The following is a 24661-nucleotide window of genomic DNA, read 5'->3' as shown; positions in this document are numbered from 1 at the left end:
CCACTAGTCGTCGCCCTCCAGTTCGGGGTCGTTCGCGAGCGCCTGCCGGGTCCGCTCCGCGCGCATCGCCGAGCGCATCTGCCTGCGGGCGTCGCGCTGCCTGGCCTTGATCCGCTGCCGCAGCTCCTTCTCGCCGGCCGCCTGCTCGGCCCGCCGCCGGGTGTGCTCGCGGCGCAGCTCCTCGATGCGCTCGGCGTTGTCCTCGTCCGAGGGCTCCTCGCGCAGCCCGGCCTCCTCGAAGCCGCGCTGAAGCTCCTCCTCCGACAGCCCTTCGGCCATCCGGGTGCGCATCCACTCCTCCAGCTCGGTGTGCACGCGGGCGATCCGCCGCTCCAGGTCGGCCTCCTGCAACCGCTCCCGCTCGGCCTGCTCGGCCTCCAGCCGGGCCAGCTCGGCCCGCTGCTCCACGACCAGCCGCCGGTAGTCGTCCTGGCGGGTGCGCAGGGCGTGGCTCAGCTCGCCGCGCCTGGCCCGCAGCCGTACGCGCCGGTCCTCGGTGTCGTCCTGGACCTCGTCGCTGCCGGTGAGCTGCCACGACCGGTGCACCATGGCCAGCACGAACGCCGTCACGCCCAGGGTGATCACGATGGCGGTGAGCACCATCGCCTGCGGCAGCGGGTCGGCCATCGCCTCCACCGGCGTGCTGCCGAGGATGGGCGGCCCGCCCGCGTTCCCGCCCGCGGTGATGATCAGCAGGTTCACGCCGTTGCCCAGCACGACGACCCCGGCCAGCACCCGTACCAGGCTCCGTTCGAGCAGCAGCGTCACGCCCGTCGTGATCAGCACGCAGCAGCACAGGAGCGGCGCCAGGGAGATCGTCACGAGCTCTCCTCCGCCTCGATCTGCCGGTCCAGCTCGGCGCCCAGGCCGCGCAGCACGTCCTGGACCATGCCGGTGACCGAGACGTACACGCCGAGGTCGAACAGCAGGCCCGTGGACACGTGCAGGCTGCCGACCAGCGGCAGGTGCACGTCGGTCGCCAGCATGTCCAGCGCCGCCCGTCCGAACAGCAGCCCGGCCAGCGCCGTGCCGGTCGACATGGTCAGCCCGACGCCCATCAGCACGCCCGCGTGCACCGGGACCGCCGCGGCCAGTTCGTACCGGCCGCCCGCCAGGTAGCGCACGGTGATCGCCAGCCCGGCCACGATGCCGCCGGCGAACCCGCCGCCGACCCCGCTGTGCCCGATGAACAGCAGGAACACCGAGAGCACGAGCACCGTGTGGAAGGTCAGCCGGGCCGCCACCTCGAAGGCGACGGCCCGCTGCCCGCGCGGCAGCGTCGAGGACAGCCAGCGCGTGCGCTCGGCGGGCACCCGGCCGCGGTCGTCCCGCTCGATCTCGTACGTCCTGCGCCGCAGGAACACCAGGCTCGTCACGCCCAGCGTCAGCACGACCAGCACCGTGCTCTCGCCCAGCGTGTCCCAGGCCCGGATGTCCAGGATGATCGCGCTGACGATGTTGCGCGCCCCGGCCTCGCGCGCCGCGGCGGGCATCAGCGACCCGACGGCCCAGGTGCCGCGGGCGCTCGTGGCCAGCAGGCCCGCGCCGGTCACCACCACCCCCACGGCCAGCCCGAGCCCGAACCGGAACAGGCGCGGCAGCCGGGCCCTGACCGGGGTCACCGGCAGCCGCCGCAGCACCAGGGCGAACACCACCAGGCTCAGCGTCTCGGCGAGGAACTGGGTGAGCGCCAGGTCGGGCGAGCCGTGCGCGAGGAACAGCAGCGCGGTGCCGTACCCGATGACGCCGACGACCGCGGCCAGCAGGATGTAGGCGCGGGCGAACAGCGCCAGCGCCGCCGCCGCGGTGATCAGGACCGCGAGCACCGGCTGCTCCACGCGTTCCCAGGCGACGACGGGCACGTCCAGGTGCGGCACGCCGCCGTACGCGATGGCGAACACGCCCACGCCGGTCGTGGCGGCCAGCGTGAGCAGCAGGTAGTCGGGCAGCGAGCCGCGCTGGACGAAACCGGTGGCCTGGATGGCGAAGCGGTCCAGGCGGCGCACGATCGACCAGTAGATCTGCGTCGAGTCCAGCACGTGCAGCGCCGCCCCCGCCCTGGCCACCGGCTCCCTGGCCAGGAACAGCAGCACGCCGCCCGCCAGCGCCACGGCCGACAGCAGCAGCGCCGGGGAGAACCCGGCCCACATCGCCAGGTGCGTGGCGTGGCCGGGGTCGCGGAAGGTGCCGGTGTAGCCCGACATCGCGCCGCCGTACCAGGGGGCGAAGGGCGCCAGCGCGAGGCCGAGCACCGACAGCAGCGCGGCGGGCCCGAACATGGCCGCCGCCGTCCGGTGCACCCGCGTGGCCGGCACGCCCGGCTTGGCGGCGAAGGCCCCCCACAGGAACCGCAGCGTGTACGCCGCCGTCAGCGCCGACCCCGCCACCACCCCCGCCAGCACGAGCGGCCGGTCCAGCAGCGCCTCCAGCGCCGCCTCCTTGCCGGCGAACCCCGCCAGCGGCGGCAGCCCCGCCATCGACGCCCCCGCCAGCACCGCGACCGCGCGCACCCACGGCATCGACCGGCCGACGCCGCTCAGCTCCCGCAGCTCGCGGGTGCCGGTCGAATGGTCCACGACGCCCACGACGAGGAACAGCGCGGCCTTGAACAGCGCGTGCGCCGCGAGCATGCCCACCCCGGCCAGCGCCGCGCCCCGGGTGCCCGAGCCGAACAGCGTCATCAGGAAGCCGAGCTGGCTGACCGTGCCGAAGGCCAGCAGCCGCTTCAGGTCCGTCTCGCGCAGCGCCCGCCAGCCGCCCAGCAGCATGGTCAGCACCCCGAGCGGCACCGCGACCGCCCGCCACAGCGGCACGTCCCCGAACGCCGGCCCGAGCCTGGCCACCAGGTACACCCCGGCCTTGACCATGGCCGCCGCGTGCAGGTATGCCGACACCGGCGTCGGCGCCGCCATCGCGGCCGGCAGCCACGTGCTGAACGGGAAGATCGCCGACTTCGACAGCGCCCCGGCCAGGACCAGCACCAGCCCGGCGGCCGGCGGGCCCGCCTGCGGCGGCCGGGCGAGCACCCCCGACAGCTCGTACGTGCCCGCCGCCTGCCCGACCACCACGAACCCGGCCAGCATCGCCAGCCCGCCCAGCGTGGTCACCGTCAGGGCCTTCATCGCGGCCCGGCGGCCGGCCCGGCTCTCCGGGTGGTAGCCGATCAGCAGGTAGGAGAAGACGGTGGTCAGCTCCCAGAACACGTACAGCAGGAGCAGGTTGTCGGCCGTGACCAGCCCCAGCATCGACCCGGCGAAGGCGGTCATCGCGCCGCCGTAGCGGCCCAGCCCCTCCTCGCCCGCCGGGAAGTAGCGCGAGCTGTAGACCAGGACCAGCACGCCCACCCCGGTGACCAGCGCCATCATCAGCACGGTCAGCGTGTCGGCCCGGAAGGACAGCTCCAGCCCGAGCGCGGGCGCCCAGCGGGTGTCCTCCCGCGCCGGCAGCCCCCGCACCCCCAGCCACACCGTGTACGCGAATCCGGCGCCGGGCGCCGCGGCCAGCAGCAGGAAGGAGGCCCGTCCCATGCGCCGGGCCAGCCAGGGAGCGCAGACCGCCGCGAGCGCGTGCAGGATCAGCAGCGACTCCATGGGCTCCTCGGGCGGGAATTTCCGGCTACGTCCGCCCAATCTCTCCCGCCCGGCCGCGCCCCGCCGCACAGGCGCGGCCAGGGTTGACCCGAACGTCACCAGTCCCTCACCCGCCCATGAGCGGGTGAGGGACCGGGCTCCTCCGTCAGACCTTCGCGCAGGCGCCGGGACGCGGCGCGCGAGCCGTGATCACGTACCGGTCGATCTGCCGGTCCAGGCAGGACGTGCCGCCCTTGTACGCCGTGTGCCCGTCGCCGTCGTGGGTCAGCAGCACACCGTGCTCCAGCTGCCCGGCCAGCCGCCTGGCCAGCTCGTACGGCGTGGCCGGGTCACGCGTCGTGCCCACCACCACGATCGGCGGCGACCCGTGGGCGCGCACCTTCCTGGTGAACCGTGTGCCCTTGACCGGCCAGTACGCGCAGCGCTGCTCGGGATGGTCCAGGCAGTTGACGGCCGCCAGCGCCTCGGTGCTGTTGTCGTAGCTGCCGTCGGGACGGCGTCCGTGGTTGACGTCGGCCAGGGCGAGCATGGCCGTGCCGTCGCCCCTGAAGGCGAGGGTGAGCGCCTGGCGCAGGTAGGGCCAGCTGTCCTTGGCGTACATGGCCTGGGTGACGCCGGCGCGCAGGATGGCCTCGTTGACCTGCCTGCTGTCGCCGTCGTTGCGCAGCGGCGCCCGGTCGGCCCGCTTGTAGAGCGCCTCCAGCCGCTTGGTCGCGGCGGCGACGGTGTGCCGGGGGAACGGGCAGTCCGCGGCCCTGAAGCAGTCGCGCAGGAACGAATCGCGCGCCACCTGGAACCCGTGCTCCTGCGCCGCGCCGAACTCGGCGAGCGTCTGGCCGGGGTCCTCGGCGCCGTCCAGCACCATGGCGCGGATCCGGGTGGGGAACAGGTCGGCGTAGCGGGCGCCCAGGTAGGTGCCGTAGGAGAAGCCGAAGTAGGTCAGGCGGGCCTCGCCGAGGGCGGCCCGCATCACGTCCAGGTCGCGGGCGACCTCGCCGGTGCCGACGTGCGCGAGGAGCTGCTTGCCCGAGTTGGCCGCGCAGCCCCGGGCGAAGATCTTCGTCCACGCCTTGGCCCGCTTGACCTCGGCCGCGTTGTCGGGGGTGGGGTCGGCGGCGAAGTAGGCGTCCAGGCCGAGGGGGGACAGGCAGCGCACGGGGGACGAGGCGCCCACGCCGCGCGGGTCGAAGCTGACCACGTCGAAATGTTGCCGGACGGCGGCCGACATGACGGTCTTGTCGGCCTTCAAGATGGTCGTGCCGGCGCCGCCAGGCCCGCCGAAGTTCAGCACGATCGAGCCGATCCTCCGGCCGGTCGCCGGCAGCCGGACCATGGCGATCCTGATCTGCCTCCCGCCGGGCTTCGCGTAGTCCAGGGGGACCGCTAACTTCGCGCACTGGAACCCGCTGCCGCACCCCGACCAGGCCAGGCGCTGACCGTAAGAGGCGTTGACCCCGCCGGGCGTGGCCGCGTCCGCGGTGCCGGCCAGGCCGGCGGCGGCGATCAGACCTGCGAGTACGGGCGAGAGAATCGTGATTAAACATCGCATAATCAAAAGTTGAAGGGGATACCTTGCGAGCCCCTTTAAGCGTGGTGGCACAGATCGTTTGCAAGAAGCGCGCCGGGCTGGGTATTGAGCAGGTCATCCGCACGACTACCAGGGGGAACAGGCCGCCATGTCGCAGCAGAACCGTCCCGTCGAGGGCGAGCACAAGTACGAGCAGCACATCACCTCGACCGGCGAGCACGAGGAGCGGCCCGGCCGCAGCCTCGTCACCGCCGACCACGAGGTGATCCGCGAATGGGCGCAGGAGCGCGGCGCCAAGCCCGCGACCGTGCCCGGCACCGAGCACCAGGGGAGGGCGGGCGTGCTGCGCTTCGACTTCCCCGGCTACGGCGGCGGCGACCTGGCGGAGATCACCTGGGAGGAGTGGTTCGAGACCTTCGACCAGCGGAAGCTGAACTTCATCTACCAGGAGCACAAGAAGGACGGCAAGCAGAGCAACTTCTTCCGGCTGGAGAACCCGGACCGCGAGGACGCCTGACCCCGGCGGGCGGGCTCACCCCCGTCCCGCCCGTCGCCGTCGGGAAAGCCCGCTGTTCGGCCGCCTTCAGGAAGTCCGCTGGTCAGCCGCCCTCGGAGACGCGGCGGGTCACCTCGTCGGCCAGCCGGTCGAGCGAGCGTACGAGCAACTCGCGCACCTCGTCGGACCGCGCGCTCGAACCGGGCTCGTCGAGCAGCGACAGATGGACGGTCACCTCGCTCGTGCCGCCCGCCGAATCGGACACCTGCAGCCAGCCCGCGTAGTCGGGGTGGTCACGGCCGCCCCACTCCACCCGGAGCTGCTCCTCCCGGGCGCGGAACAACCCTTCGTGCCGCCCGCTGCCGGGGACCAGGTCGCCGCCCGCCTCGACGGTGCCCGCCCCGCTGTCGTTGACCCACAACCCCCGCGGCAGCCACCGGTCCAACAGGTCGACGTCGGACGCCACCCCGAACACGATCATGCTGTCGGCAGGCATCCCGCGCGTCGCCTCGAACTCCGCCATCACAGGCCCCCGTTCCCCCCGAATGCCGCCGTACCGGGCGCGGACCGCGCCGCCTGCCACCGGCAGCCGAACGCGGCGACCATACCCGTGGCACCTGCTCGCAAACCGGCCCCCGCGGGGCCCGTCTCTCCGGCTACGGTGGCTCGGGTGAAACCGCGGCGAGAGGGGAGAACGGCGCGATGGCGGAGCTGCCACGAGTGCCGCCGGAGATGTTCCGGTTCGCCACCACGGAACGGGCGGATCTGCACACGGCCCTGCTCGACGTCCTCGGCACGGCCGCCGAGCGCCTGGAGCCCGCGCTGACCGCCGACGAGGTCCGCGACCGGCTGCGCTCCTCCGGCTGGTACGCCCCCGTCGGCGACCACGACCTCACCGGCGCGCTCAGGCAGCTCGCCGGCTGGCGGCTGGTCGAGGTGATCTTCAACCACGCCGGCGGCTTCGCGACCGCCGAGGAGTACGAACGCCGCAACCTGCGGTACGCGCTGACCGCCCAGGGCGAGGCCGCCCACGCCGGGCTGCGGCAGGCGTCGGCGACGCATGCCTCGGCCGGCGCGCTCCACACCGCCGTCCTCGACGCCGTGGCCGACCGGCTGGAGGAGCTGGAGGCGCTGCTGGCCGACCCCGACCCCGGCCGCGACCGGCGGGTCTTCACCTGCCTGCGGGAGCTGGAGTGCCACCTCGACGGGCTGCGCCGCGACACCGTGCGGCTCAACGGCGAGCTGCGCCGGCTGCTGCGCGCCGACGGCGCCGACGTTGGCACGTTCCACGAGGCCGAGGCGGCCACGGTGGCCTACCTCCAGGAGTTCGTGACCGGGCTGGAGCAGCGCGGCGAGACCGTGGCGCGGGCGCTGCGCGGCGTGGCCGGGCGCGGCGTCGGCGTCCTGCACACCCGGGCCCTTGCCGGCGCCGACCTGCCCCGGATCCCCGGCGCCGACCTCGCCACGCCCTGGCTGGCCGCCCGCGCCGCCGCCTGGGCCGAGCTGCGCCAGTGGTTCGACCCGGGCGCCGCGGGCGTCCCGGAGAGCAACACGGGCAGCGGCCCGGGTAACGACGCCGGGAGCGGCATCGGGAGCGGCATCGGGAGCGGCACCGGGAGCGGCACCGGGAGCGGCACCGGGAGCGGCATCGAGAGCGGCCACGGGAGTGGCGTCGGGCCGCGGCTGCGGCGGCTGCACGAGGTGGCCCGCGAGGCCATCCTCACCCTGCTCGGCCAGCTCGACCGCGTCACCGCCGCCCGCCGCCCCTCCGCCGGCGCCGCCGCCGACTTCCGCGCGCTGGCCCGCTGGTTCGCCACCGCGCCGGGCGAGGACGACGCCCACCGCCTCTGGGACGCCGCCTTCGGTCTCGGCCCGGCCCGGCACGCCCATCTCGGGCACGCCGACGCCGAGCTCGTCCCGGCCGGCACGCCCTGGGCCGAGGCCGGGCCGGTCGCGGTCTCGGCGCTGCTGCGCTCGCGGGGCAGGACCGAGCGCATGGGCCGTACCGGGCGGGTCCGGGACGTGGCCGCCCTGCGCGCCGAGCGCCGCGCCCGCGCCGAGAAGGAACACGCCGGCCTGGAGGCCGCCTGGCAGGCGCTGGCCACCACCGGTCCGGTACGCCTGTCCCAGCTCGGCGCGCTCGACCACGACACCCTGGGCAGGCTGCTCGACCTGCTGGGCCGCGCCCTGGCCGCCCGCCCCGACGCCACCGGCCTGCGCCGGGCCGTCACCTCCGACGGCCGGGTCGAGGTCGTGCTGCGGGCCCCCGGCGACGGCGCGGTCGCGGTGCTGCGCACGTCCGAGGGCTGGTTCCGCGGCCCCGACTACCTGCTCGACGTGCGCTCCCCGGGCGTGCCCGACCCCGGGAGGGCGGAAGGGGCATGAGCCGCCTGGCCAACCAGCTCGTCAGGGCGGAGAAGGAGGAGATCGCCCGTGCGATCAGGACCCTCCTCGCCCGGCCGTTCCTGTCTGCCGACGACGAGCCCGCCGCCTTCGCCGTGATCAGGAAACGGCGGGAGCCGCTGACGCGGTGGTTCGACTACTTCTGCGGCTGGCGGCTGGTCGTCGAGCCCCGCGAGGGCTACGCCCGCCTGGTCAAGGTCGGGTCGCGGCCGACGGCCACCCGTCCGGCCCGCCGCCGCCGCGCCGGCGGTGCGCCGTTCGACCGCCGCCGCTACACGCTGCTGTGCCTGTGCGCGGCCGAGCTGCTCGCCGCGCCGGTGACCACGATCGGCATGCTGGCCCGGCGGGTGGCGCGGGCGGCGGCGGTCGAGGCGGGCGTGCCGGCGTTCGACCCCGTCGGCGCCGACGAGCGGGCCGCCTTCGTCGACGCCCTCAAACTGCTGGAACAGCACGGCGCGATCACCCCCACGGACGGCGCCACCGACGCCTATCTCGGCGACGAGGAGGCCAAGGTCCTCTACCGCGTGGACACCACCCGCGTGATCAGGCTCCTGGCCGCCCCCGTCCCGCCCTCCCGCCTGCCCGACGCCGCGGACCCGGCGGACCCGGCGGACCCGGCCACGGCGCTCACTGTTGAGGCCCGTTACGGCGGCGACGAGCCGACGGAGACCCAGCGCGCCCTGTGGGCCCGCCACTCCCTCGTCCGCCGCCTGCTCGACGAGCCCGTCGTCTACCGCGACGAGCTGACCCCCGCCCAGGCCGCCTACGCCGCCTCGCTCACCGGACGCCGGATGATCCGCAGGGCCGCCGAGGAGGCCGGGTTCGTGCTGGAGGAGCGCGCCGAGGGTTTCCTGCTGGTCGACACCGAGGCCACCGCCACCGACACCAGGTTCCCCGACGACGGCAGCCACGCCAAGGTCGCCGCCCTGCTCCTGCTCGACCTGCTGGTCACCGCCGGGCCGCTGGCCGCCGGCCGCCTCGACGAGGAGGCCGCCGAGCTGCTGCGGCGCTTCCCCCAGTGGGCCAAGGCGTACCAGTCGGACGGGGGCGCGTCCCGGCTGGCGGCCGACGCGCTGGAGGTTCTCGCCCTGTTCGGGCTGGCCCGCCGTACCGGTGACCGGGTGGCCGCCCTGCCCGCCGGAGCCCGCTACCGGGTCGATCGCGGCCCGGCCGACACGGAGGACGCATGACCCTCACCGAGCTCACGCCCGCCCGCACCGCCCCGGGCCTGGACCGGCGCTGGATCCCCGTACGCGCCGGGATCCTCAACGTGTGGCGCTACTACGACGAGGTGTTCGAGTTCCACCGGGGTAGGCTGCTGCTGCGCGGGCCCAACGGCAGCGGCAAGTCCAAGGTGCTCGAACTCCTGCTGCCGTACGTGCTGGACGCCAGCCTGAAGCCCAGCCGGCTGTCCACGTTCGGCGGCACCGAACGGACCATGCACTGGAACCTCATGGGCGACGGCGCGAACGGCGTCACCCGCGTCGGCTACGTGTGGCTGGAGTTCCAGCACGCCGACGGCCGCTGGTTCACCTGCGGCGCGCGCCTCCAGGCCACCGCCCACACCAAGAACGTCACCGCCGCCTACTTCACCACCGGCTCCCGTGTCGGACCGCCCGGCGGCGTCCGGCTCACCGGCGACGGAGGCCAGCCGCTGACCAGGGCCCAGCTCGCCGACGAGCTGGGCGAGGCGGGGACGGTCCACGAGTCCGCCGACGCCTACCGCGCCGTCGTGCGCCGCACCCTGTACGCCGCGCTCAACGAGCAGCGCTACGACTGCCTGCTCACCGCGCTGCGCCAGCTCCGCACCCCCAAGCTCTCCGAACGCCTCGACCCCGGCCTGCTGTCCGACCTGCTGTCCAGCGCCCTGCCACCGCTCGGCGAGGGCGAGATCCACGAGATCGCCGACGGGTTCGAACGGCTCGACCGGCGCCGCGAGGAGCTGCGCCTGCTCGACCGCGACGTGGCGGAGGCCGACCGGCTCGCCGACGTCCAGCGCGGTTACGCCCAGAAGGTGCTGCGCGCGGCCGCCGCCGCGGCCCTGTCGGCCGGGCAGGCCGTCGACGCCCTCGCCGCCGAGGTCAAGGCCGGACGCGAGGCGCTGAAGCAGGCCGACGACGAGCTGGCCGCCGCGGCGGTCCGGCTGTCGGAGGAGGAGGCCCAGGAACTGGCCCTGGCCGCGCAGATCGACGGGCTCAAGGAGAGCGAGGCGTACCGGTCGGGGCGCGACCTGCACCGGCTGCGCACGCAGGCGCGGGAGGCGCACGAGTCGGCGGCCCGGCTGCGCGACCAGGCCGGGGCGGCGGCGCGCGCCGCCTCGGGCAGGCAGGAGCTGTCGCTGCGCGCGGCGGCCGTCGCCCGCGCCGCCACCGGCCTGGCCGACCGCGCCCGCGCCGAGGCCCGCCGGGCCGCCGAACGCGCCGGGCTGCTCGCGGTCCACCTGGAGTGCGAGCGCCCGGTCGCCGAGCCCGCGGGCGCGCCGGGCGGCGTCCCGGAGGAGGGGGAACGCGGCGACGACGGCGAGGAGTCCGTACGCCGCGCCCGTGAGCTGCTGCGCGCCGCCGTCACCAGCCGTACAGGCCAGATCCGCGAGGTCAGGGCGGCGGCCGTCGAGCACGAGGAGGCGATCGGCCGCCGCACCACCGCCGAGCACGACCGCGACCGCGTCCGCGACGACCTGGCGTCGGCGGGCGCCGCCCACGACCGGGCCGGCGCGGCCCGCGACGAGCGCGCCCGCGACCTGGCCGCCGCCCTGGAGGAGTGGGTCCGCGGCTGCGTCCACCTGCGGCTCGACCCTGAGGAGCTGGCGGCCCTCGCCGACCGGTCGGAGCAGGCCGACGAGCTGGTCGGCGCGGCGCGTACGGCGGCCGCGGTCCGGCTGGCCGCCCGCGAGCACCACCTGACCGGCCTGCGCGACCGGCTGCACGCCGAACGCGCCGAGCTGGCCCGCGAACGCGAACGCCTGGCCGAGCGGACCGCGCTGGAGCCGGCCCCCTCGCCCGCCCGCCCCGCCTCCCGGTCGGGTCGGCCCGGCATGCCGCTGTGGCGGGCGCTCGGCTTCCGCTCCGGCGTCGACCCCGTCACCCAGGCGGGCGTCGAGGCGGCGCTCGAAGCCTCGGGCCTGCTCGACGTGTGGCTGCTGCCCGACGGCGGCATGGACCCCGGCGAGCACGACGCCTTCGCCGCCTCCGCGCTGACCCGGCCCGCGTCCGGCCAGAGCCTGGCCGACGTGCTGACGGCCGAGCCGGGCGCGCCCGTCTCGGCCGACCGGGTGCTCGCGGGCGTCGCCTTCGCCCCCACGGCGCTCGGCCTCGACCACCCCGCTGCCGTCGGCGCCGACGGCACCTGGCGGCTCGGCCCGGCCGCCGGGCGCTGGGTCAAGCCGGAGCCCTCCTACATCGGCGACGCCGCCCGCGAGCGCGCCCTGCGCCGCCGCGTCGCCGAGCTGGACGACCGGCTCTCCGACCTGGCCGGCACGATCGCCGAGTGCGACCACCTGTTCAGGGTGCTGGCCGGCGACCGCGACACGCTCACGGCCGAGGTGCGGCGGCGGCCGGACCGCAGGCCGTACGCCGGGGCCGCGCGGGCGCTGGACGAGGCCGTGGGCAAGGTCGCCCTGCTGGAGGACCAGCTCCGCGCGCACGAGCAGCGCCTGCACGAGCGCGAGAAGGAGGTGGGCAGGTCGCTGCGCCGGCTGACCGAGCTGGCCGCCCGGCACGCCCTGCCCGCCGCCAGGCCCGCGCTCGACCAGTTGGAGACCGCCCTGCGCGCATCCGAGGCCACCGGCGGCGTCTGGCACGACCGGCGCGGGGACGCCCGCGCGGCCAGGGAACGCGCCGGGCAGGCGGCCGAGACCGCCCGCGAGTACCAGGACCTCGCCGTACGCGCGATGGAACGGGCCGAGGAGGCGGCCGACGCGGCCGTCGTGCTGGCCGAGAAGCTGGCCGTCGTCGAGTCCGCGGTCGGCGACGGGCAGCTCGACGTGCTCGGCCGGCTCCAGGACGTCCAGACCGCCTACCAGGGCTGCCGCCGCCTGATCCGGACGGTCCACGACGACACGGCCCGGCTCAACGCCCGCCTCGGACGGCTCAGGGGCGAGCTCGGCCAGGCGGAGGAGAAGCACGCGGAGGCCGGACGCGTCCGCGAGGCGGTCTGCGAGCGGCTCCGCCGCCTGATGGCCGGCCACCTGCCCGCCGACGCCGGGGTGCCGGCCGGGCTCGCCCCCGACGCCGGGGTGCGGGCGGTGCTGGAGGCGGCCGGCGACGTGGCCGGGCGGCTGGCCGCGGTGCCGTACGGGCGGCGGAACGTCAGGGAGGCCGAGGCACGCCTGCGGGACGCCTTCCACCGCGCCAGGGAGGTCCTGGCCGGCCGGGCCGAGCTGGACCTGGCCCCCGACGAGGACGTGCAGGTGCTGACCGCCACCGCGGGCGGCGTGCGGGCGGGCGCGGCGGCGCTCGGCAGGGCGCTGCGCGACGAGCGCGACGAGCGGCGCAGCGACATCACCGAGGCCGAGCGCGACCTGTTCGACCGCACGCTGGCCGGTGACACGCGGCGGCACCTGGCCGACCGCATCCGCCAGGCCGCCGCGCTGGTGGAGGGCATGAACCAGCGGCTCGAACGCGTCCGCACGGCCTCGCGGGTCGCGGTGCGCCTGGTCTGGCAGGTCGATCCCACGCAGTCGCCGGCCACCCGCGCGGCCCGCGACCTGCTGTTGCGCGACCCGGCCGGGCTGAGCGAGGCCGACCGCGAGGCCCTGTACGCCTTCTTCAGGGACCGCGTCGAGGAGGCCCGCGCCGACGACTCCTCGGCCGGCTGGGAGGACCAGCTCATGAAGGTGCTCGACTACACGGCCTGGCACCGGTTCGTGGTGCGCCTCGACCGCGGCGACGGCCAGGGCTGGCAGGACCTGACCAGGAAGCTGCACGGCGCCCTGTCGGGCGGCGAGAAGGCCATCGCGCTGCACCTGCCGCTGTTCGCCGCCGTGGCCGCCCACTACCGGACCGACCCCGGCTGCCCCCGGTTCATCCTGCTGGACGAGGTGTTCGTGGGCGTCGACCGGACCAACCGCGGCCAGGTCTTCGACCTGCTGGTGAACCTCGGCCTCGACCTCGTGCTCACCTCCGACCACGAGTGGTGCGAATACCGCGAGCTGGACGGCATCGCCATCCACCAGCTCATCACCGGCGACGGCGACGACGCCGTGACCACGGCCCGCTTCGTGTGGAACGGCTACCGGACGGTCCCCACCTAGACCCCTTGATTAGAAAGGTTCTTTACTACCAGGGTTCGCGTCCGTATGGTGGGGGCAACCCTCGGGAGGCGGTCATGAAGATCCGCACCGCTGCGGTCGTGCTGACGACCCTGCTCGCCACGTCGGTCTCGGCGTCGGTGACCGTCTCGCCCGGCGCCATGGCGGCGTCCGCCGTCGCCTTCGGCGCGATCGTGCCCGCTCCGGTGAGCGCGGTCCCGGCGGCGGGGGTGACGTACCCGATCACCGCCGCGACGGCCCTGTACTCCGACGCGCCGGAGGTCGGCGAGCAGCTCGCGCGGCGGTTGCGCCGGTCCACCGGCTACCCGGTCCCGATCGTGACCGCCCCGCCGGCGGACGGGATCACGCTGCGGCTGGGCGCGGTGGCCGGCGGGGACGAGGCGTACCAGCTCGACGTGACCGCCACCGGGATCGTCGTGCAGGCCAACCGGGCCGCCGGGCTGTTCAACGGGGTGCAGACGCTCCGGCAGCTGCTCCCGTACGCGGCCGAGGCCGATACCGTGCAGCCGGGGCCGTGGCCGGTGCCGGGCGGGCGGGTCGTGGACCGGCCGCGTTACCCGTACCGGGGCGCGATGCTCGACGTGGCCAGGCACTTCTTCCCGGTGGACGCGGTCGAGCGGTACCTCGACCAGATCGCGCTCTACAAGATCAACTATCTGCACCTGCACCTGTCCGACGACCAGGGCTGGCGCATCGCGATCGACTCCTGGCCCCGGCTGGCCTCCCACGGCGGCAGCACGGCGGTCGGCGGCGATCCCGGCGGCTTCTACTCCAAGGCCCAGTACCAGGAGATCGTCGCCTACGCCGCCGCCCGAAATATCACCATCGTTCCGGAAATCGACATGCCGGGGCACACCAACGCCGCCCTCGCCTCCTACGGCGAACTCACCTGCGACGGCGTCGCCCCGCCGCTCTACACGGGCACCGACGTCGGGTTCAGCACGCTGTGCACGTCCAAGGAGATCACCTACACCTTCCTCGACCAGGTGATCGGCGAGCTGGCCGCGCTCACCCCCGGCCCGTACCTGCACATCGGCGGGGACGAGGCGTCCTCCACCACGCCGGCCGACTACAAGGCGTTCGTCGACCGGGCGCAGGACATCGTGGCCGCCCACGGCAAGACCGTGATCGGCTGGCACGACGTCGTCAACGCCACCCCGCTGCCCTCCACCGTCGCCCAGTACTGGGGCAGCGACCCCACGGAGACGGCGGTCTCGACGGCCGGCCGGAAGGTCGTCATGTCCCCGTCGAGCCGTGCGTACCTGGACATGAAGTACAACCGGCGCACCCCGCTCGGGCAGACCTGGGCAGGCATGATCGAGGTCAAGGACGCCTACGGCTGGAACCCCGGCGCCTACCTCAGGAGGCTGCCGCCCGAGCAGGTGCTCGGCGTCGAGGCGCCGCTGTGGACCGAGACGCTCAGGACGTCCGCCGACATCGAGTACATGGCCTTCCCCCGCCTGCCCGCGCTCGCCGAGCTGGCCTGGTCCCCGTACGCCACGCACGACTGGACCGCGTTCCGGCAGCGGCTGGGCGCGCAGGGCCCGCGCTGGCGCGTCATGGGGATCGCCTACTACCGCTCCACCCAGATCGCCTGGCCCTCCGGTTCTTAGGAGCCCCCTCAGGAGCTGCGCATGTCCCGATCGATCAGATGCGTCCTCGCCGTGCTCGTCCTGCTGCTCGCCTCGGGGGTGGTGAGCACCGGCAGCGCCGTCGCGGCGGCCGGTTCGACCGAACTGGCCTCGGGCTGGGCGCTGCGCCCGGCCACCGGCCTCGCCGACACCGGCGCGGCGATCTCCACGCCCGGGTACGCCACCACCGGCTGGAACCCGGTCACCCTTCCCTCGACCGTCCTGGCCGGGCTGGTCGCGAACGGCGTCTACCAGGACGTCTACTTCGGCCAGAACCTCAAGAACGTGCCCGACCTGACCACCCAGGACTGGTGGTTCCGCGGCGAGTTCACCGCCCCCGCCACGGCCCCCGGGCAGGTGTACTGGCTGCGGTTCAAGGGCCTCAGCTACCGCGCCCAGATCTGGCTGAACGGCGTGCAGCTCGACGCCGCGGCGGTGGGCACGTTCGTCGGCCACGAGTACGACGCGACCGCCGCGATCAGGCCCGGCGCGGCCAACGCGCTGGCCGTCAGGGTCACCCCGCCGCGCCACGACTGCAAGGACCTGTCCACCTGCACGGTCGACTGGAACCCCGAGGCCCCCGACATGAACGCGGGCATCTGGAACACGACCCTGCTGGACACCACGGGCCCGGTGGCCCTGCGCGACCCGTACGTGCGGACGACCCTGTCGGGCACCGCCGCCGACCTGACCGTCTACGTGGACGCCGTCAACGCCACGAACGCCCCCGTCACCACCACGGTCAGCGGCACGATCACCAAGGCGGGCCGGCCCGACCTCACCTTCTCCCAGAACGTCACGCTGGGCGCCCGCGAGCGCAGGGAGGTCGCCTTCGCGCCCCTGCACGTGACCGATCCGGTGCTGTGGTGGCCGTACCAGTTCGGCAGCCCCGAGCTGTACCGGCTGACGGTCAGCGCGGGCGCCTCCGACAGCAAGACGATCGACTTCGGCATCCGCCAGGTCACCGACTACCGCACCACCGTCAACGGCACCTCCTTCGCCGGATACAGGATCAACGGCCGGCCGATCCTGCTGCGCGGCGGCGGGTACGTGTGGGACCTGATGCAGCGCTGGGACACCAGGACGAACGCCGCCCACGTCGCCTACGTCAAGGACATGGGCCTGAACACCATCAGGCTGGAGGGCACCCTCGGCAACGAGGAGCTGTACGACCTGGCCGACAAGGCGGGCATCCTGGTCATGCCGGGCTTCGTCTGCTGCAGCGCCTGGGAGGACGACAGCGCCTGGACCGCCGAGCAGGAACAGGTCGCCCGCGCGTCGCTGGACAGCCAGCTCCGCTCGCTGCGCCACCACGCCTCGGCGTTCCTGTGGACCTACGGCAGCGACCAGCCGCCGACGGCCGCGCACCTGGCCGCGTACAAGAGCGTGGCCGCCGCCCTGCACTGGCAGAACCCGACCCTGGACAACGTCGCCACCTGGTCCAACGCCGACGCCGGCATGAAGATGGACGGCCCGTACGTGTGGGAGCCGCCGGTGCTGTGGTGGGACGAGAGCAAGAGCGGCGGCGCGTACGGCAGCACGGGGGAGGAGGGCACCGAGTCGCCGCCGCCGCTGGAGACGCTGCAACGGTTCCTGGCCCCCGCCGACATCTGGCCCATCGGCACGGCGTTCAACTACCACGCCGGCAAGCCGGGCAGCGTGTTCGACACCATCGCCCCCTACACCACCGGCCTGACCAAGCGTTACGGCACCCCGACCTCCGCCGCCGACCAGTCACGCAAGTCCGAGGCGCAGAACTACGAGAACGCCCGCGCCTTCTTCGAGGCGTGGAGCGCCAGGCAGCACGTGCGCTCGTTCGGCTCGATCTTCTGGATGCTGAACAACGCCTGGCCGTCGGTCCACTGGAACCTCTACGACTACTACCTCAAGCCCGGCGGCGGCTACTTCGGGACCAAGAAGGCCACCGAACCCGTGCACATCGCCTACGACTACCTCACCCGGGCCGTCCACGTGGTCAACTCGACCCTCACCACGCGGTCCGGGCTGACCGCCACGGTCTCCGTGCACAACCTGCCGGACCTGGCCCAGAAGTACACCGCCTCGGCCCCGGTCACCGCGACCGCCAACGCCGGCGTCCAGGTTCTGACCATCCCGGCGCTGACCGGGCTGTCGCGGACGTACCTGATCAGGCTCCAGCTCAAGGACGCCGCCGGCGCGAAGGTCAGCGACAACGTCTACTGGTACTCCACCTCGCCCGACACGCTCGGCAACAAGAGCAACTGGTACCGCACCACGCCGAAGACGTACGCCGACCTCACCGGCCTGAACGCCCTGCCCACGGCCGACGTCGCCGCCACCGCCGTCCGCGCCGTCTCCGCCGGGACAGAGACCGTCACGATCACCCTGACCAACCCCTCCGGCCTGGCCTTCCTCGTACGCCCGGAGGTGGTCGCGGACGGGCGCGAGGTCGTACCGGTCACCTACACCGACAACTACGTCACGCTGTGGCCGGGGGAGTCCACGACGATCACCGCCACCTACCGCACCGCCGACCTGAACGGCCATCCACCAGCACTCCGCGTGCGCGGCTACAACGTCCCCACCACCACGACCCCCCTCCCCTGACCGAACCCAACCACGACGGCCCCACTGATCTGACCGCCTGTGCCCGCCCGCCGGGGCCCGCCCTCAAAACCCCCGGCGGCGACGGTCGCGTGATCCTGAGGGAGGGTGCGGTCGCTCGCGTCTGGTCGGGGGTTGCGATCAGGGGGTGGCCAGCGCGCTCGCCCAGGGTGGGTTCGCGCCCGCCACCGAGCACGTCAGCGCCGACACCCGGGCGGCGAACGACGCGGCGGCCACGGCGGTGTCCAGGTCGAGGCCGTCGAGCCGCCCGCCGAGCAGGCCGCGCGCGCCCAGGTCGTGCAGGAGCCCGGCGGTGAAGGAGTCGCCGGCGCCGACCGTGTCGACGACGTCGGCCTCCGGCGCCCGCACCTCCGCCCGTTCCCCGTCGAGGGACACCAGCGCGCCCGCCGCCCCCCGCGTCACCACCACGAGCCGGGCACCGGCGGCGTGCCAGGTGTCGCAGGCACGGTCCACCGACGCGCCGGGCAGCAGGAAGCGCAGGTCGTCGTCGCTGAGCTTGAGCAGGTCGGCCCACCCGCACCAGCGCTCGACCTGGTAGTCCTCGCGAGCGGCGAGGGTGGGGCGTACGTTGGGGTCGATCGAGACCGTGGCCCGCGCGGCGGCCTCGCGCGCGAACTCCTCGACGGCCGCCCGGCCCGGCTCCCTGACCAGCGCGAGCGACCCGGTGTGCAGGCAGGCGGCCGGGCCGAGCCTGGCCGGGGCCAGCTCGTCCGTGCTCCACTGCCAGTCGGCGGTGCCGCCCGCGTAGAAGGTGTAGGCGGCCTGGCCGCCGCCGTCGAGCGCGGCGACCGAGAGCGTGCTCGGCTCGACGGCCTCGACGGCCGCCGACAGGTCCACGCCCGAGGACGCCAGATGCTCACGGAACAGCGTCCCGAACACGTCGCCGGAGATGCGTCCGAGGAAACGGGCCGGCGTGCCGAGCCGGGCGAGCGCCACCGCCGTGTTGGCCGGCCCGCCTCCCGGCAGCACCCGCAACCTGAGCTCGCCCTGCCCGGCTTCCTCCGCTGCGGCGGTGAAACCGTCGGCGACGCACTCGCCCAGAACAGCGATCATCGAGCCTGCCTCCCTGGCGCGCGCCGCCGATGCCGTACGCCCCGGCTGGCATCGACGTCTCCGAACGGGAGCTCATCATCCCAGCCCCCTGCCCCCACACCCACCCTCCCACCCGCTTTCCCTCCCCACCCTCCAGGGCCCGCCGCTCCTCTGGACCCGCCCGCTTGGGGTTGGACTCGCCCGGGGCGCCTTCCGAACGTGCACCGGGGGACAGCCGCCTGGGAAGCTGCGTCCGTTGAGAGCGGACCTTCGTGACGTGGCGGGTCTCACGGGGTTGGGTCAGGAGGTTTCGTCTCCGTCCTTCAGGTGGTCGGGCAGGCCGGTGTTCGGAACGCCGAACCTCTGCGCGTACTGGTCGTTGAGTTCCGACCAGCCGAAGTCGACCGCCGCGGCGCCCCGGATCGGCGGGATCGGCTGCCCTTCGAGCAGCTTCTCGGCCACGTCGAGGCAGATGTGCCAGCCGGCCGCCACCTTCGGCAGCATGTCGCGGTCCTGGACGGTGTGCCGCAGCGTGAGACGGGTGCCGTCGCCGGTCGCCGCCAGCTCCCAGCGCAGCAGGTCGGTGCCGAACGTGTACTCCAGCAACCTCGGCGGATCGGCGCGTACGACCTCGGCCACCATGTCCTGAGGCTTCTCGTCGTCGATCATCGTGAGCGTCACGCCGCCCGCCTCGGACAGATCCCGGTCGGCGGTGTACGGCGCCCACGCGGAGAGCCGGCCCGGCTCGGTCAGCGCCCGCCACACCTTCTCCGGCGGGTGACGCAGGTCGCGGACGAAGACGAGGGTCCAGCGATCTTCCGTCGCCTCGCTGCCGACCTGGGCCAGCGGGCTCGGGCGGTATGCGTCAGAGGTCATGACTACTCCAGGTTGTCGAGATGGCGCTCAAGAGCGTCGAGATGCTTGTCCCACAGGGCCCGGTACGGCTGAAGCCAGTCGTCCAGCGCCCGCAGGGGGCCGGCGTGAATGCGGTAGATCCGCCGCTGCGCCTCGGTACGGCAGGTGACGAAACCGGCCTCCCTGAGCACCTTCAGCTGCTTGGACACCGTGGGCTGGCTGACGTCGAGCGCCTCGACCAGCTCGTTCACGCTGCTCTCGGACACCCGGAGCCGATCGAGGATCCGACGCCGGGTCGGCTCGGAGAGCACGGAGAACGCGTCGACGGACATGCCTCTATATTCCGCTCGGGACATATACCTGTCAAGGAATGTGACCTGCCTCAACCTTTGTGCGGCGTCCGATCGGGGGGCACGGCTTTCGTGGAGGAGCCGGCCGTCCGTGATGCCTGCCTGTGAGCGCGAGGGGCTGATGCGGGGCCCTCTTGGCGGCGGCGATCGCCTCGCGCGGGTTCGGAGCGTCCGCAGACCGGCGGATCGTCGGCATCGCCTGCCGGTAAACCCCAGAGCCCGCCGCCCCTACCGGGGACCCAGTACCAGTGGCCGGGCCAGGGGGAACACCGTCCCATGAAGCCTCGCGTACGGAGCGCCGCCACCACAGGCACTCGCGCGACGGCTTCAGTGGCGGACGATGATCTCCATGAGCCGTTCCGGCGCACGCAGCGGCAGATAGTGATCAGCCGCAGCAACGATCTCCAGGCGCGCGCCGGGGATGCCCTCGGCGAGCCTGCGAGCGATCACGCCGATCTCCGGATGATCGTGATCGCCGACGACGACGGTGGTGGGCACCGTGACCCGCTCAAGGACCTCAACGGCGCCTACCTCCGAGAAGCGAACGTGACCCTTCTCGGCGGCCGCCCGCACCTTGGCGTTCTCGGTCACCATGCCCGCGATCGCCGCGTATCCCGGCGCCCGGTCGCCCAGCGAGGCCCATAGTTCGAGCTCCATCTCGGCCAGACGGTCCGCGTCGCTCTCGCGGTCCGCAGCCGCGTAGGCGTCCATCTCGGGAGAATCCGGCCAGTCGTGGCCGCTGGCCGACGCCGCGACGAGGATCAGAGATCGCACCCGTTCCGGATGCTCCAAGGTGAAGTCGAGCGCGACCTCGCCGCCCATGCTCAGCCCGACCAGCGCGGCGCGCTCGATGCCGAAGTGGTCGAGGACCGCGAGCAGGTCGTCCTCGTAGCGGAAGGGCGCGGTCGGCGGCGTCGAACGGCCCAGGCCTCGCGCGTCGTACCGGATCACGGTGCGGTGGCGCGCGAGTTCAGGGAGAACGCCGTCCCACAGGCGGCTGTCATGCACCGAGCCGTGCAGCAGGACCACGGGTGCTCCGCCGCCCGCCTTCTCGGCCCACAACCGGCCGTCACCGGAGACGGGGATGTACTCGATCGTCATAGGACCGATTCGACCACACTTGTCCTGCTGCACCGTGAACGGCCACCGCGTCACACGACGCGATGGCCGGCTACTTGCGCGGTGCGCCTGTGCTCGATCATCCGCCGCCGTTCATGTCACGAGCCGGAGGGGCGTTCCGGGTGGTCCCGCTTCGGCGGTTGCGGGAGAGGGGGATTCCGGTCGGTCATGTGTTTTTTTCGTGTCCGTCCGAGGGCTCGCTAATGTTATCTCTTCGTGATGTGCGTCGTTGGCGGGCGATTTGTACGGAGAGGGGTTGTGCAGAGGAGATTTGCTGCCCGAATTATCGTTTTTATCAGGAAATTTAGGGGAGGCGCTGCCCGAACATCCTTGTGGTTACGATTCCTTCGTCCAGTCGTTCTGCGGAGCGGAGGGGAAGAGGGGCGCCATCGATTCCCACGATCTGGCCGAACTCGAAAAGCGCCGGAACGATCCCGACTTCGCCGTGGCGTTCGCCTCCGTGATGCCGCCACGCCAGCTCAAGAGCCTTCTGGCCGGTCTGCGCCGGGCACATGCGATCCAGTCCACCAGCCTCGACAGGCTGGCCAGGGCGCTGAGCACGCTCCTCGGCACCGCCTCCCGCGCACCCGGCGCGGCGCGGATCTCGACCCCTTACGCCCACCGCCTGCTCGAAAACCTCGACGACCCGGAAACCGGTTTCGCGCTCGGGCAGTTGTTGCGATACGGGCGTTTCGCCGACACTTTCCTGCGTGACCTCGCTTTCAAGATCTACGACTATGAACGAAGCCAGCCTCCGGGGTCTCCGTACTGGCGGAATCTTCGTTCGGACTCGCAGCCGATGTGCGCCATTCCTCTGGACGAACGGGACCCCATGGCGGCCGTCATGGCCGCCCTGGCCAACCACCCCCGGGCGGCCCGCGAATTCCTGACGGACGAGCGGCGGGATCCGCTGGAATACCTCGCCTGTGAGCGCTTCTGGCCCGGAGGTACGGCGATGTACCTCGACACGGCGATCGACGTCGCGGGGCTCTAGAGACCCGCCACCGGCGGAAGCCAAGGAAAGGGCTGGGCAGGGGGCGGGGGAGGCGGCGGGAGCAGGGCGCGCAAACGGGACGAGGGCCTGGGGGCCCCAACCGGGAGTGCCTGTTGCCGGTGTCAGGCCGTGAGCAGTGGGCGGAGGTCCGGCGGCTGTCGTGCATGACTCGCCGCCAGGACCTCGCTCGAATGCCCTGACGTGCTCCGGCTGTGGGATGACCGCCGTTGGGTCGTAGCCCATGGGGGAGGGCAGGGGCGGTGACGTCGGTGGAGGGGGATGGTCAGGGGCGGAGGCCGGTGAAGAGGTCTTCCTCGTGGTCGGGGGCGTCGACCTTGTTCAGCTTCCGCTCGAACGCCTCGTGGGAGAACGCCTGGTGCTGGGCCTCGTCGGGCATGCGGAGGAGGAAGATGTTCTCGCCCTGGCTCTCGTGGGCCTTGAGGGCCTTGAGCTTGCGTTCGACGTAGGGGGTGACGTCGACGACGGCGGTGACCAGCTCGTCGGGGGTGCCGAAGTCGTCGGACGGCTCGAAGCCGCCCAGGTCGACGCCGCTGTCGCGCATCAGCTCGAACATGCGCTTGATCGCGGCCCGGGGGATCGCCGTGTAGTAGAACTTGTCGGGGATGCCGGTCGACTCGACGGCGGCCACCGTGACGCGGTGGGCCTGTACGTGGTCGGGGTGCCCGTAACCACCGCCGCCGGTCTCGTCGTAGGTGATGACCACCTGCGGCCGGTAGCGCTCCATCAGCTCGCCCAGCCTGGCGGCGGCCACCTCGACCGGGACGTTGGCGAACGCGTCGGGGTGGTGGTTGGTGTCCCAGCCGTCCATGCCGGAGTCGCGGTAGCCGAGCAGCTCCAGGTGTTCGATGCCCAGGTGCGCGACGGACTCGCGCAGCTCGCCCAGGCGCCGCTCGGCCACCCTGGCGGCGTCGTGCCCCTCCTCGCCGGGTTTGACGCCGCCCGTGTCGTCACCCTGCTCGCCGTTGGTGCAGGTGACCAGCACGGTGCGGATGCCCTCGTCGGTGTAACGGGCCAGGACGCCGCCGGTGCTCAGGCACTCGTCGTCGGGGTGGGCGTGGACGACCATCAAGGTGAGTTCCCGATCCATGAAGGGAACCCTACTCGGCGCGTCCGACACTTCGGCCCGCGCCTGCGCGACGACGGCCGCCGGGGGACGGGCGCGTTCCTTCAAAAAGTGGCAGGCGGGTGAGCCACCGGGAGGGGAAACGCAGGTGGGTAGTGGAAGCCGGGGGAGTGGAAACGCAGGTGAGGGGGTACCGGGGGCGTCAGGCGGTGCTGATCAAGGTGGTGGCCCTTCGACGGGCGGTGGCGGCCGTGGCGCGGTCGCCCAGGCCGTCGGCCAGCGCGGCCTGCTTGAGCCAGTTGAACGGGCTGCACGGCCGTACGCCGATCCGCTCGCTCACCAGCACCCGCGCCACCTCGTGCCGCCCGCCCCGCAGCGCCGCCTCCAGCAGCGTCTTCTGCACGGCGTCCCGCTGGGCGTGGCTGCCGCCGAACTCGTCGACCCGGTGCCGGATCGGGTACAGCAGGTCCACCACCGCCCCGAAGTCACCCCGCCCGTACGCCACCAGGGCCCGGCACACCGGCAACCCCACCCGCGACGTCATCGCGACGTTGGTGACCCCCGGACGGGACTCCAGCGCGTACGCCTGCCGCGACGCGACCAGCTTCTCCGCCTCCCCGATCCGCCCGGCCCCCACGTACGACATGACCGCGTGCACGTCGTTGAAGGCGTAGAACGGCTCGGCCACCAGCGGCGGCCACGCGTCGGCCAGGGCCTGCCAGCGTTCGGGCTGGTCGGAGCCCTCCAGCAGGAGCCGCCAGAGCAGCGCGGCGGCGTCCAGCAGCTCCATGGACGTGCGCCCGCCGGCCAGCACCGCGTCGTACACCCCGAGCGCCCGCCGCACGTCGCCGGTCTCCAGGGCGTAGAGGGCGTAGTGCCACCAGGTGTGGACGTTGAAGAACGTGCCGGTGGACCAGTCGTCCAGGCGCGCGTCGAGGTAGCGCACGCCGTCGCCGAAGCGGCCCTGCATCTCGTAGGTGTGCACGACCGCGTGGATGCCCCACACGTCGCGCCGGTTCAGCTCGACGGCCCGCAGGCCGACCTCCTCGGAGCGGTCGTAGTGGCCGGCCTCCTCCAGGCCGAAGGCGTACATGCCGAGCAGGTTGCCGAAGTGCCGGTCGTCGTCGTGCCAGGCGGTGAGCGCGCCGCCGATCCTGTCGCGCAGCGAGCGGGCGTCGCCGGTGAAGAAGTCGATCTGGTGCCCGGCGGCCAGGGCCAGCGCGTCGCGCGGGTGGGCGAGGGTGATCTCGGCCAGCAGCGCGCCGCAGGCGGTCAGGTCGCCGTCGAGCAGCGCCTGGACGGCCGCCATGTGCGCGCGCTCGCGCGGCAGCAGCGACGGCTCGTCGGCCTGGCGGCGGAAGGCGGTGAACCGGGCCCGCGCGGTACGGGCGTCCGCCGCCTCGGTGGTCAGCAGGTCGAGGTAGGCGGTCAGCACGTTGCCCATGGGGAAGGCGGGGGAGTCGGCCAGCGCGGCGGTCGCCTCGGCGTCGACCTCGGCCCGGAAGTGCAGCAGCTCGTGGATCGCCTGGTCGTAGTGGCGGGCGGCGGCGGCGCTCGCGCCGGACATGGCCAGGCCGTGCTGGTCGGTGGTCACCCGATCACTGTAACCGCGCCGCCGGTCCCGGTCAGGGCGGCCGCGCATCGCGTGGGCGCTCGTTAGGGACCGTACGAATAAAGAGAACACTTGTCGGCGAAAGCGTGCATAC

The 24661-nt window shown here is 73.5% G+C and carries 17 protein-coding genes; 7 read left to right on the top strand and 10 right to left on the bottom strand.

Annotated features, from left to right (window positions below; translation table 11 throughout):
• Positions 1-3: 3 nt before the first annotated feature.
• The 3 genes from ACIHAD_RS15535 to ACIHAD_RS15525 all read right to left on the bottom strand — a co-directional run bounded on the left by ACIHAD_RS15535 (position 4) and on the right by ACIHAD_RS15525 (position 5139).
• On the bottom strand, positions 4-822 hold the full coding sequence (locus ACIHAD_RS15535; RefSeq protein WP_397355087.1) for a Na(+)/H(+) antiporter subunit C: 819 nt from the start codon (positions 820-822) through the stop codon (positions 4-6).
• The gene (locus tag ACIHAD_RS15530; protein ID WP_397355086.1) at positions 819-3590 is read right to left on the bottom strand and encodes a Na+/H+ antiporter subunit A; all 2772 of its coding nucleotides are present in this window, start codon (positions 3588-3590) and stop codon (positions 819-821) included. The genes ACIHAD_RS15535 and ACIHAD_RS15530 overlap by 4 nt, the downstream gene beginning before the upstream one ends.
• Before the next feature lie 145 nt (positions 3591-3735).
• Complete coding sequence (locus ACIHAD_RS15525; RefSeq protein ID WP_397355085.1) at positions 3736-5139, bottom strand: alpha/beta hydrolase; 1404 nt, start codon at positions 5137-5139, stop codon at positions 3736-3738.
• 127 nt (positions 5140-5266) lie between these two features.
• Here ACIHAD_RS15525 and ACIHAD_RS15520 point away from each other — a divergent pair, with 127 nt between their 5' ends.
• Positions 5267-5635, top strand: a complete 369-nt coding sequence (locus tag ACIHAD_RS15520; protein ID WP_397355084.1) for a hypothetical protein — start codon at positions 5267-5269, stop codon at positions 5633-5635.
• 82 nt (positions 5636-5717) lie between these two features.
• Here ACIHAD_RS15520 and ACIHAD_RS15515 read toward each other — a convergent pair whose 3' ends face one another.
• Positions 5718-6137 carry an SRPBCC family protein gene (locus ACIHAD_RS15515; RefSeq protein WP_397355083.1) on the bottom strand — a complete coding sequence of 140 codons (420 nt, stop codon included), beginning with the start codon at positions 6135-6137 and terminating at the stop codon, positions 5718-5720.
• Between the two features lie 179 nt (positions 6138-6316).
• Between ACIHAD_RS15515 and ACIHAD_RS15510 the strand changes: the two genes are divergently transcribed.
• From ACIHAD_RS15510 to ACIHAD_RS15490, 5 genes are all read left to right on the top strand, one after another.
• On the top strand, positions 6317-7999 hold the full coding sequence (locus ACIHAD_RS15510) for a TIGR02677 family protein (protein ID WP_397355082.1): 1683 nt from the start codon (positions 6317-6319) through the stop codon (positions 7997-7999).
• The gene (locus ACIHAD_RS15505; RefSeq protein WP_397355081.1) at positions 7996-9207 is read left to right on the top strand and encodes a TIGR02678 family protein; all 1212 of its coding nucleotides are present in this window, start codon (positions 7996-7998) and stop codon (positions 9205-9207) included. Before ACIHAD_RS15510 ends, ACIHAD_RS15505 begins: the two co-directional genes overlap by 4 nt.
• Positions 9204-13268, top strand: coding sequence for a TIGR02680 family protein (locus ACIHAD_RS15500; protein ID WP_397355080.1), 4065 nt, complete (start codon positions 9204-9206; stop codon positions 13266-13268). Before ACIHAD_RS15505 ends, ACIHAD_RS15500 begins: the two co-directional genes overlap by 4 nt.
• A 74-nt stretch (positions 13269-13342) precedes the next feature.
• Complete coding sequence (locus ACIHAD_RS15495; protein WP_397355079.1) at positions 13343-14899, top strand: beta-N-acetylhexosaminidase; 1557 nt, start codon at positions 13343-13345, stop codon at positions 14897-14899.
• A gap of 21 nt (positions 14900-14920) precedes the next feature.
• On the top strand, positions 14921-17503 hold the full coding sequence (locus tag ACIHAD_RS15490; protein WP_397355078.1) for a glycosyl hydrolase 2 galactose-binding domain-containing protein: 2583 nt from the start codon (positions 14921-14923) through the stop codon (positions 17501-17503).
• Between the two features lie 138 nt (positions 17504-17641).
• Here ACIHAD_RS15490 and ACIHAD_RS15485 read toward each other — a convergent pair whose 3' ends face one another.
• From ACIHAD_RS15485 to ACIHAD_RS15470, 4 genes are all read right to left on the bottom strand, one after another.
• A complete protein-coding gene (locus tag ACIHAD_RS15485; protein WP_397355077.1) occupies positions 17642-18574 on the bottom strand; it encodes a PfkB family carbohydrate kinase in 933 nt (310 codons plus the stop codon).
• A gap of 279 nt (positions 18575-18853) precedes the next feature.
• Positions 18854-19429 (bottom strand): SRPBCC family protein, encoded by a 576-nt coding sequence (locus ACIHAD_RS15480; RefSeq protein WP_397355075.1) that lies wholly within the window; start codon positions 19427-19429, stop codon positions 18854-18856.
• 2 nt (positions 19430-19431) lie between these two features.
• Positions 19432-19740 carry an ArsR/SmtB family transcription factor gene (locus ACIHAD_RS15475; protein ID WP_397355074.1) on the bottom strand — a complete coding sequence of 103 codons (309 nt, stop codon included), beginning with the start codon at positions 19738-19740 and terminating at the stop codon, positions 19432-19434.
• 345 nt (positions 19741-20085) lie between these two features.
• Complete coding sequence (locus ACIHAD_RS15470) at positions 20086-20787, bottom strand: alpha/beta fold hydrolase (protein WP_397355073.1); 702 nt, start codon at positions 20785-20787, stop codon at positions 20086-20088.
• A 361-nt stretch (positions 20788-21148) separates the two neighbouring features.
• Between ACIHAD_RS15470 and ACIHAD_RS15465 the strand changes: the two genes are divergently transcribed.
• On the top strand, positions 21149-21871 hold the full coding sequence (locus tag ACIHAD_RS15465) for a hypothetical protein (RefSeq protein WP_397355072.1): 723 nt from the start codon (positions 21149-21151) through the stop codon (positions 21869-21871).
• 283 nt (positions 21872-22154) lie between these two features.
• On the opposite strand, the gene ACIHAD_RS15460 is transcribed toward ACIHAD_RS15465, so the two are convergent.
• Positions 22155-22979: a PIG-L family deacetylase gene (locus ACIHAD_RS15460; RefSeq protein WP_397355071.1), complete on the bottom strand. Its 825-nt coding sequence runs from the start codon at positions 22977-22979 to the stop codon at positions 22155-22157.
• Positions 22980-23157: 178 nt separating this feature from the next.
• Entirely contained in the window at positions 23158-24549 is a 1392-nt protein-coding gene (locus tag ACIHAD_RS15455) for a tetratricopeptide repeat protein (RefSeq protein ID WP_397355070.1), read from the bottom strand.
• Positions 24550-24661 lie beyond the last annotated feature (112 nt).

The organism is Nonomuraea sp. NPDC052265, assembly GCF_044547985.1.
Lineage (GTDB): Bacteria > Actinomycetota > Actinomycetes > Streptosporangiales > Streptosporangiaceae > Nonomuraea.
This window is presented reverse-complemented; position numbering and strand designations above follow the sequence as displayed.

Coding starts and splice junctions, on each gene's coding strand:
- ACIHAD_RS15530 (WP_397355086.1), bottom strand. CDS start 3,590: ATGGAGTCGCTGCTGATCCTGCACGCGCTCGCGGCGGTCTGCGCTCCC.
- ACIHAD_RS15525 (WP_397355085.1), bottom strand. CDS start 5,139: ATGCGATGTTTAATCACGATTCTCTCGCCCGTACTCGCAGGTCTGATC.
- ACIHAD_RS15520 (WP_397355084.1), top strand. CDS start 5,267: ATGTCGCAGCAGAACCGTCCCGTCGAGGGCGAGCACAAGTACGAGCAG.
- ACIHAD_RS15515 (WP_397355083.1), bottom strand. CDS start 6,137: ATGGCGGAGTTCGAGGCGACGCGCGGGATGCCTGCCGACAGCATGATC.
- ACIHAD_RS15510 (WP_397355082.1), top strand. CDS start 6,317: ATGGCGGAGCTGCCACGAGTGCCGCCGGAGATGTTCCGGTTCGCCACC.
- ACIHAD_RS15505 (WP_397355081.1), top strand. CDS start 7,996: ATGAGCCGCCTGGCCAACCAGCTCGTCAGGGCGGAGAAGGAGGAGATC.
- ACIHAD_RS15500 (WP_397355080.1), top strand. CDS start 9,204: ATGACCCTCACCGAGCTCACGCCCGCCCGCACCGCCCCGGGCCTGGAC.
- ACIHAD_RS15495 (WP_397355079.1), top strand. CDS start 13,343: ATGAAGATCCGCACCGCTGCGGTCGTGCTGACGACCCTGCTCGCCACG.
- ACIHAD_RS15490 (WP_397355078.1), top strand. CDS start 14,921: ATGTCCCGATCGATCAGATGCGTCCTCGCCGTGCTCGTCCTGCTGCTC.
- ACIHAD_RS15485 (WP_397355077.1), bottom strand. CDS start 18,574: ATGATCGCTGTTCTGGGCGAGTGCGTCGCCGACGGTTTCACCGCCGCA.
- ACIHAD_RS15480 (WP_397355075.1), bottom strand. CDS start 19,429: ATGACCTCTGACGCATACCGCCCGAGCCCGCTGGCCCAGGTCGGCAGC.
- ACIHAD_RS15475 (WP_397355074.1), bottom strand. CDS start 19,740: ATGTCCGTCGACGCGTTCTCCGTGCTCTCCGAGCCGACCCGGCGTCGG.
- ACIHAD_RS15460 (WP_397355071.1), bottom strand. CDS start 22,979: ATGGATCGGGAACTCACCTTGATGGTCGTCCACGCCCACCCCGACGAC.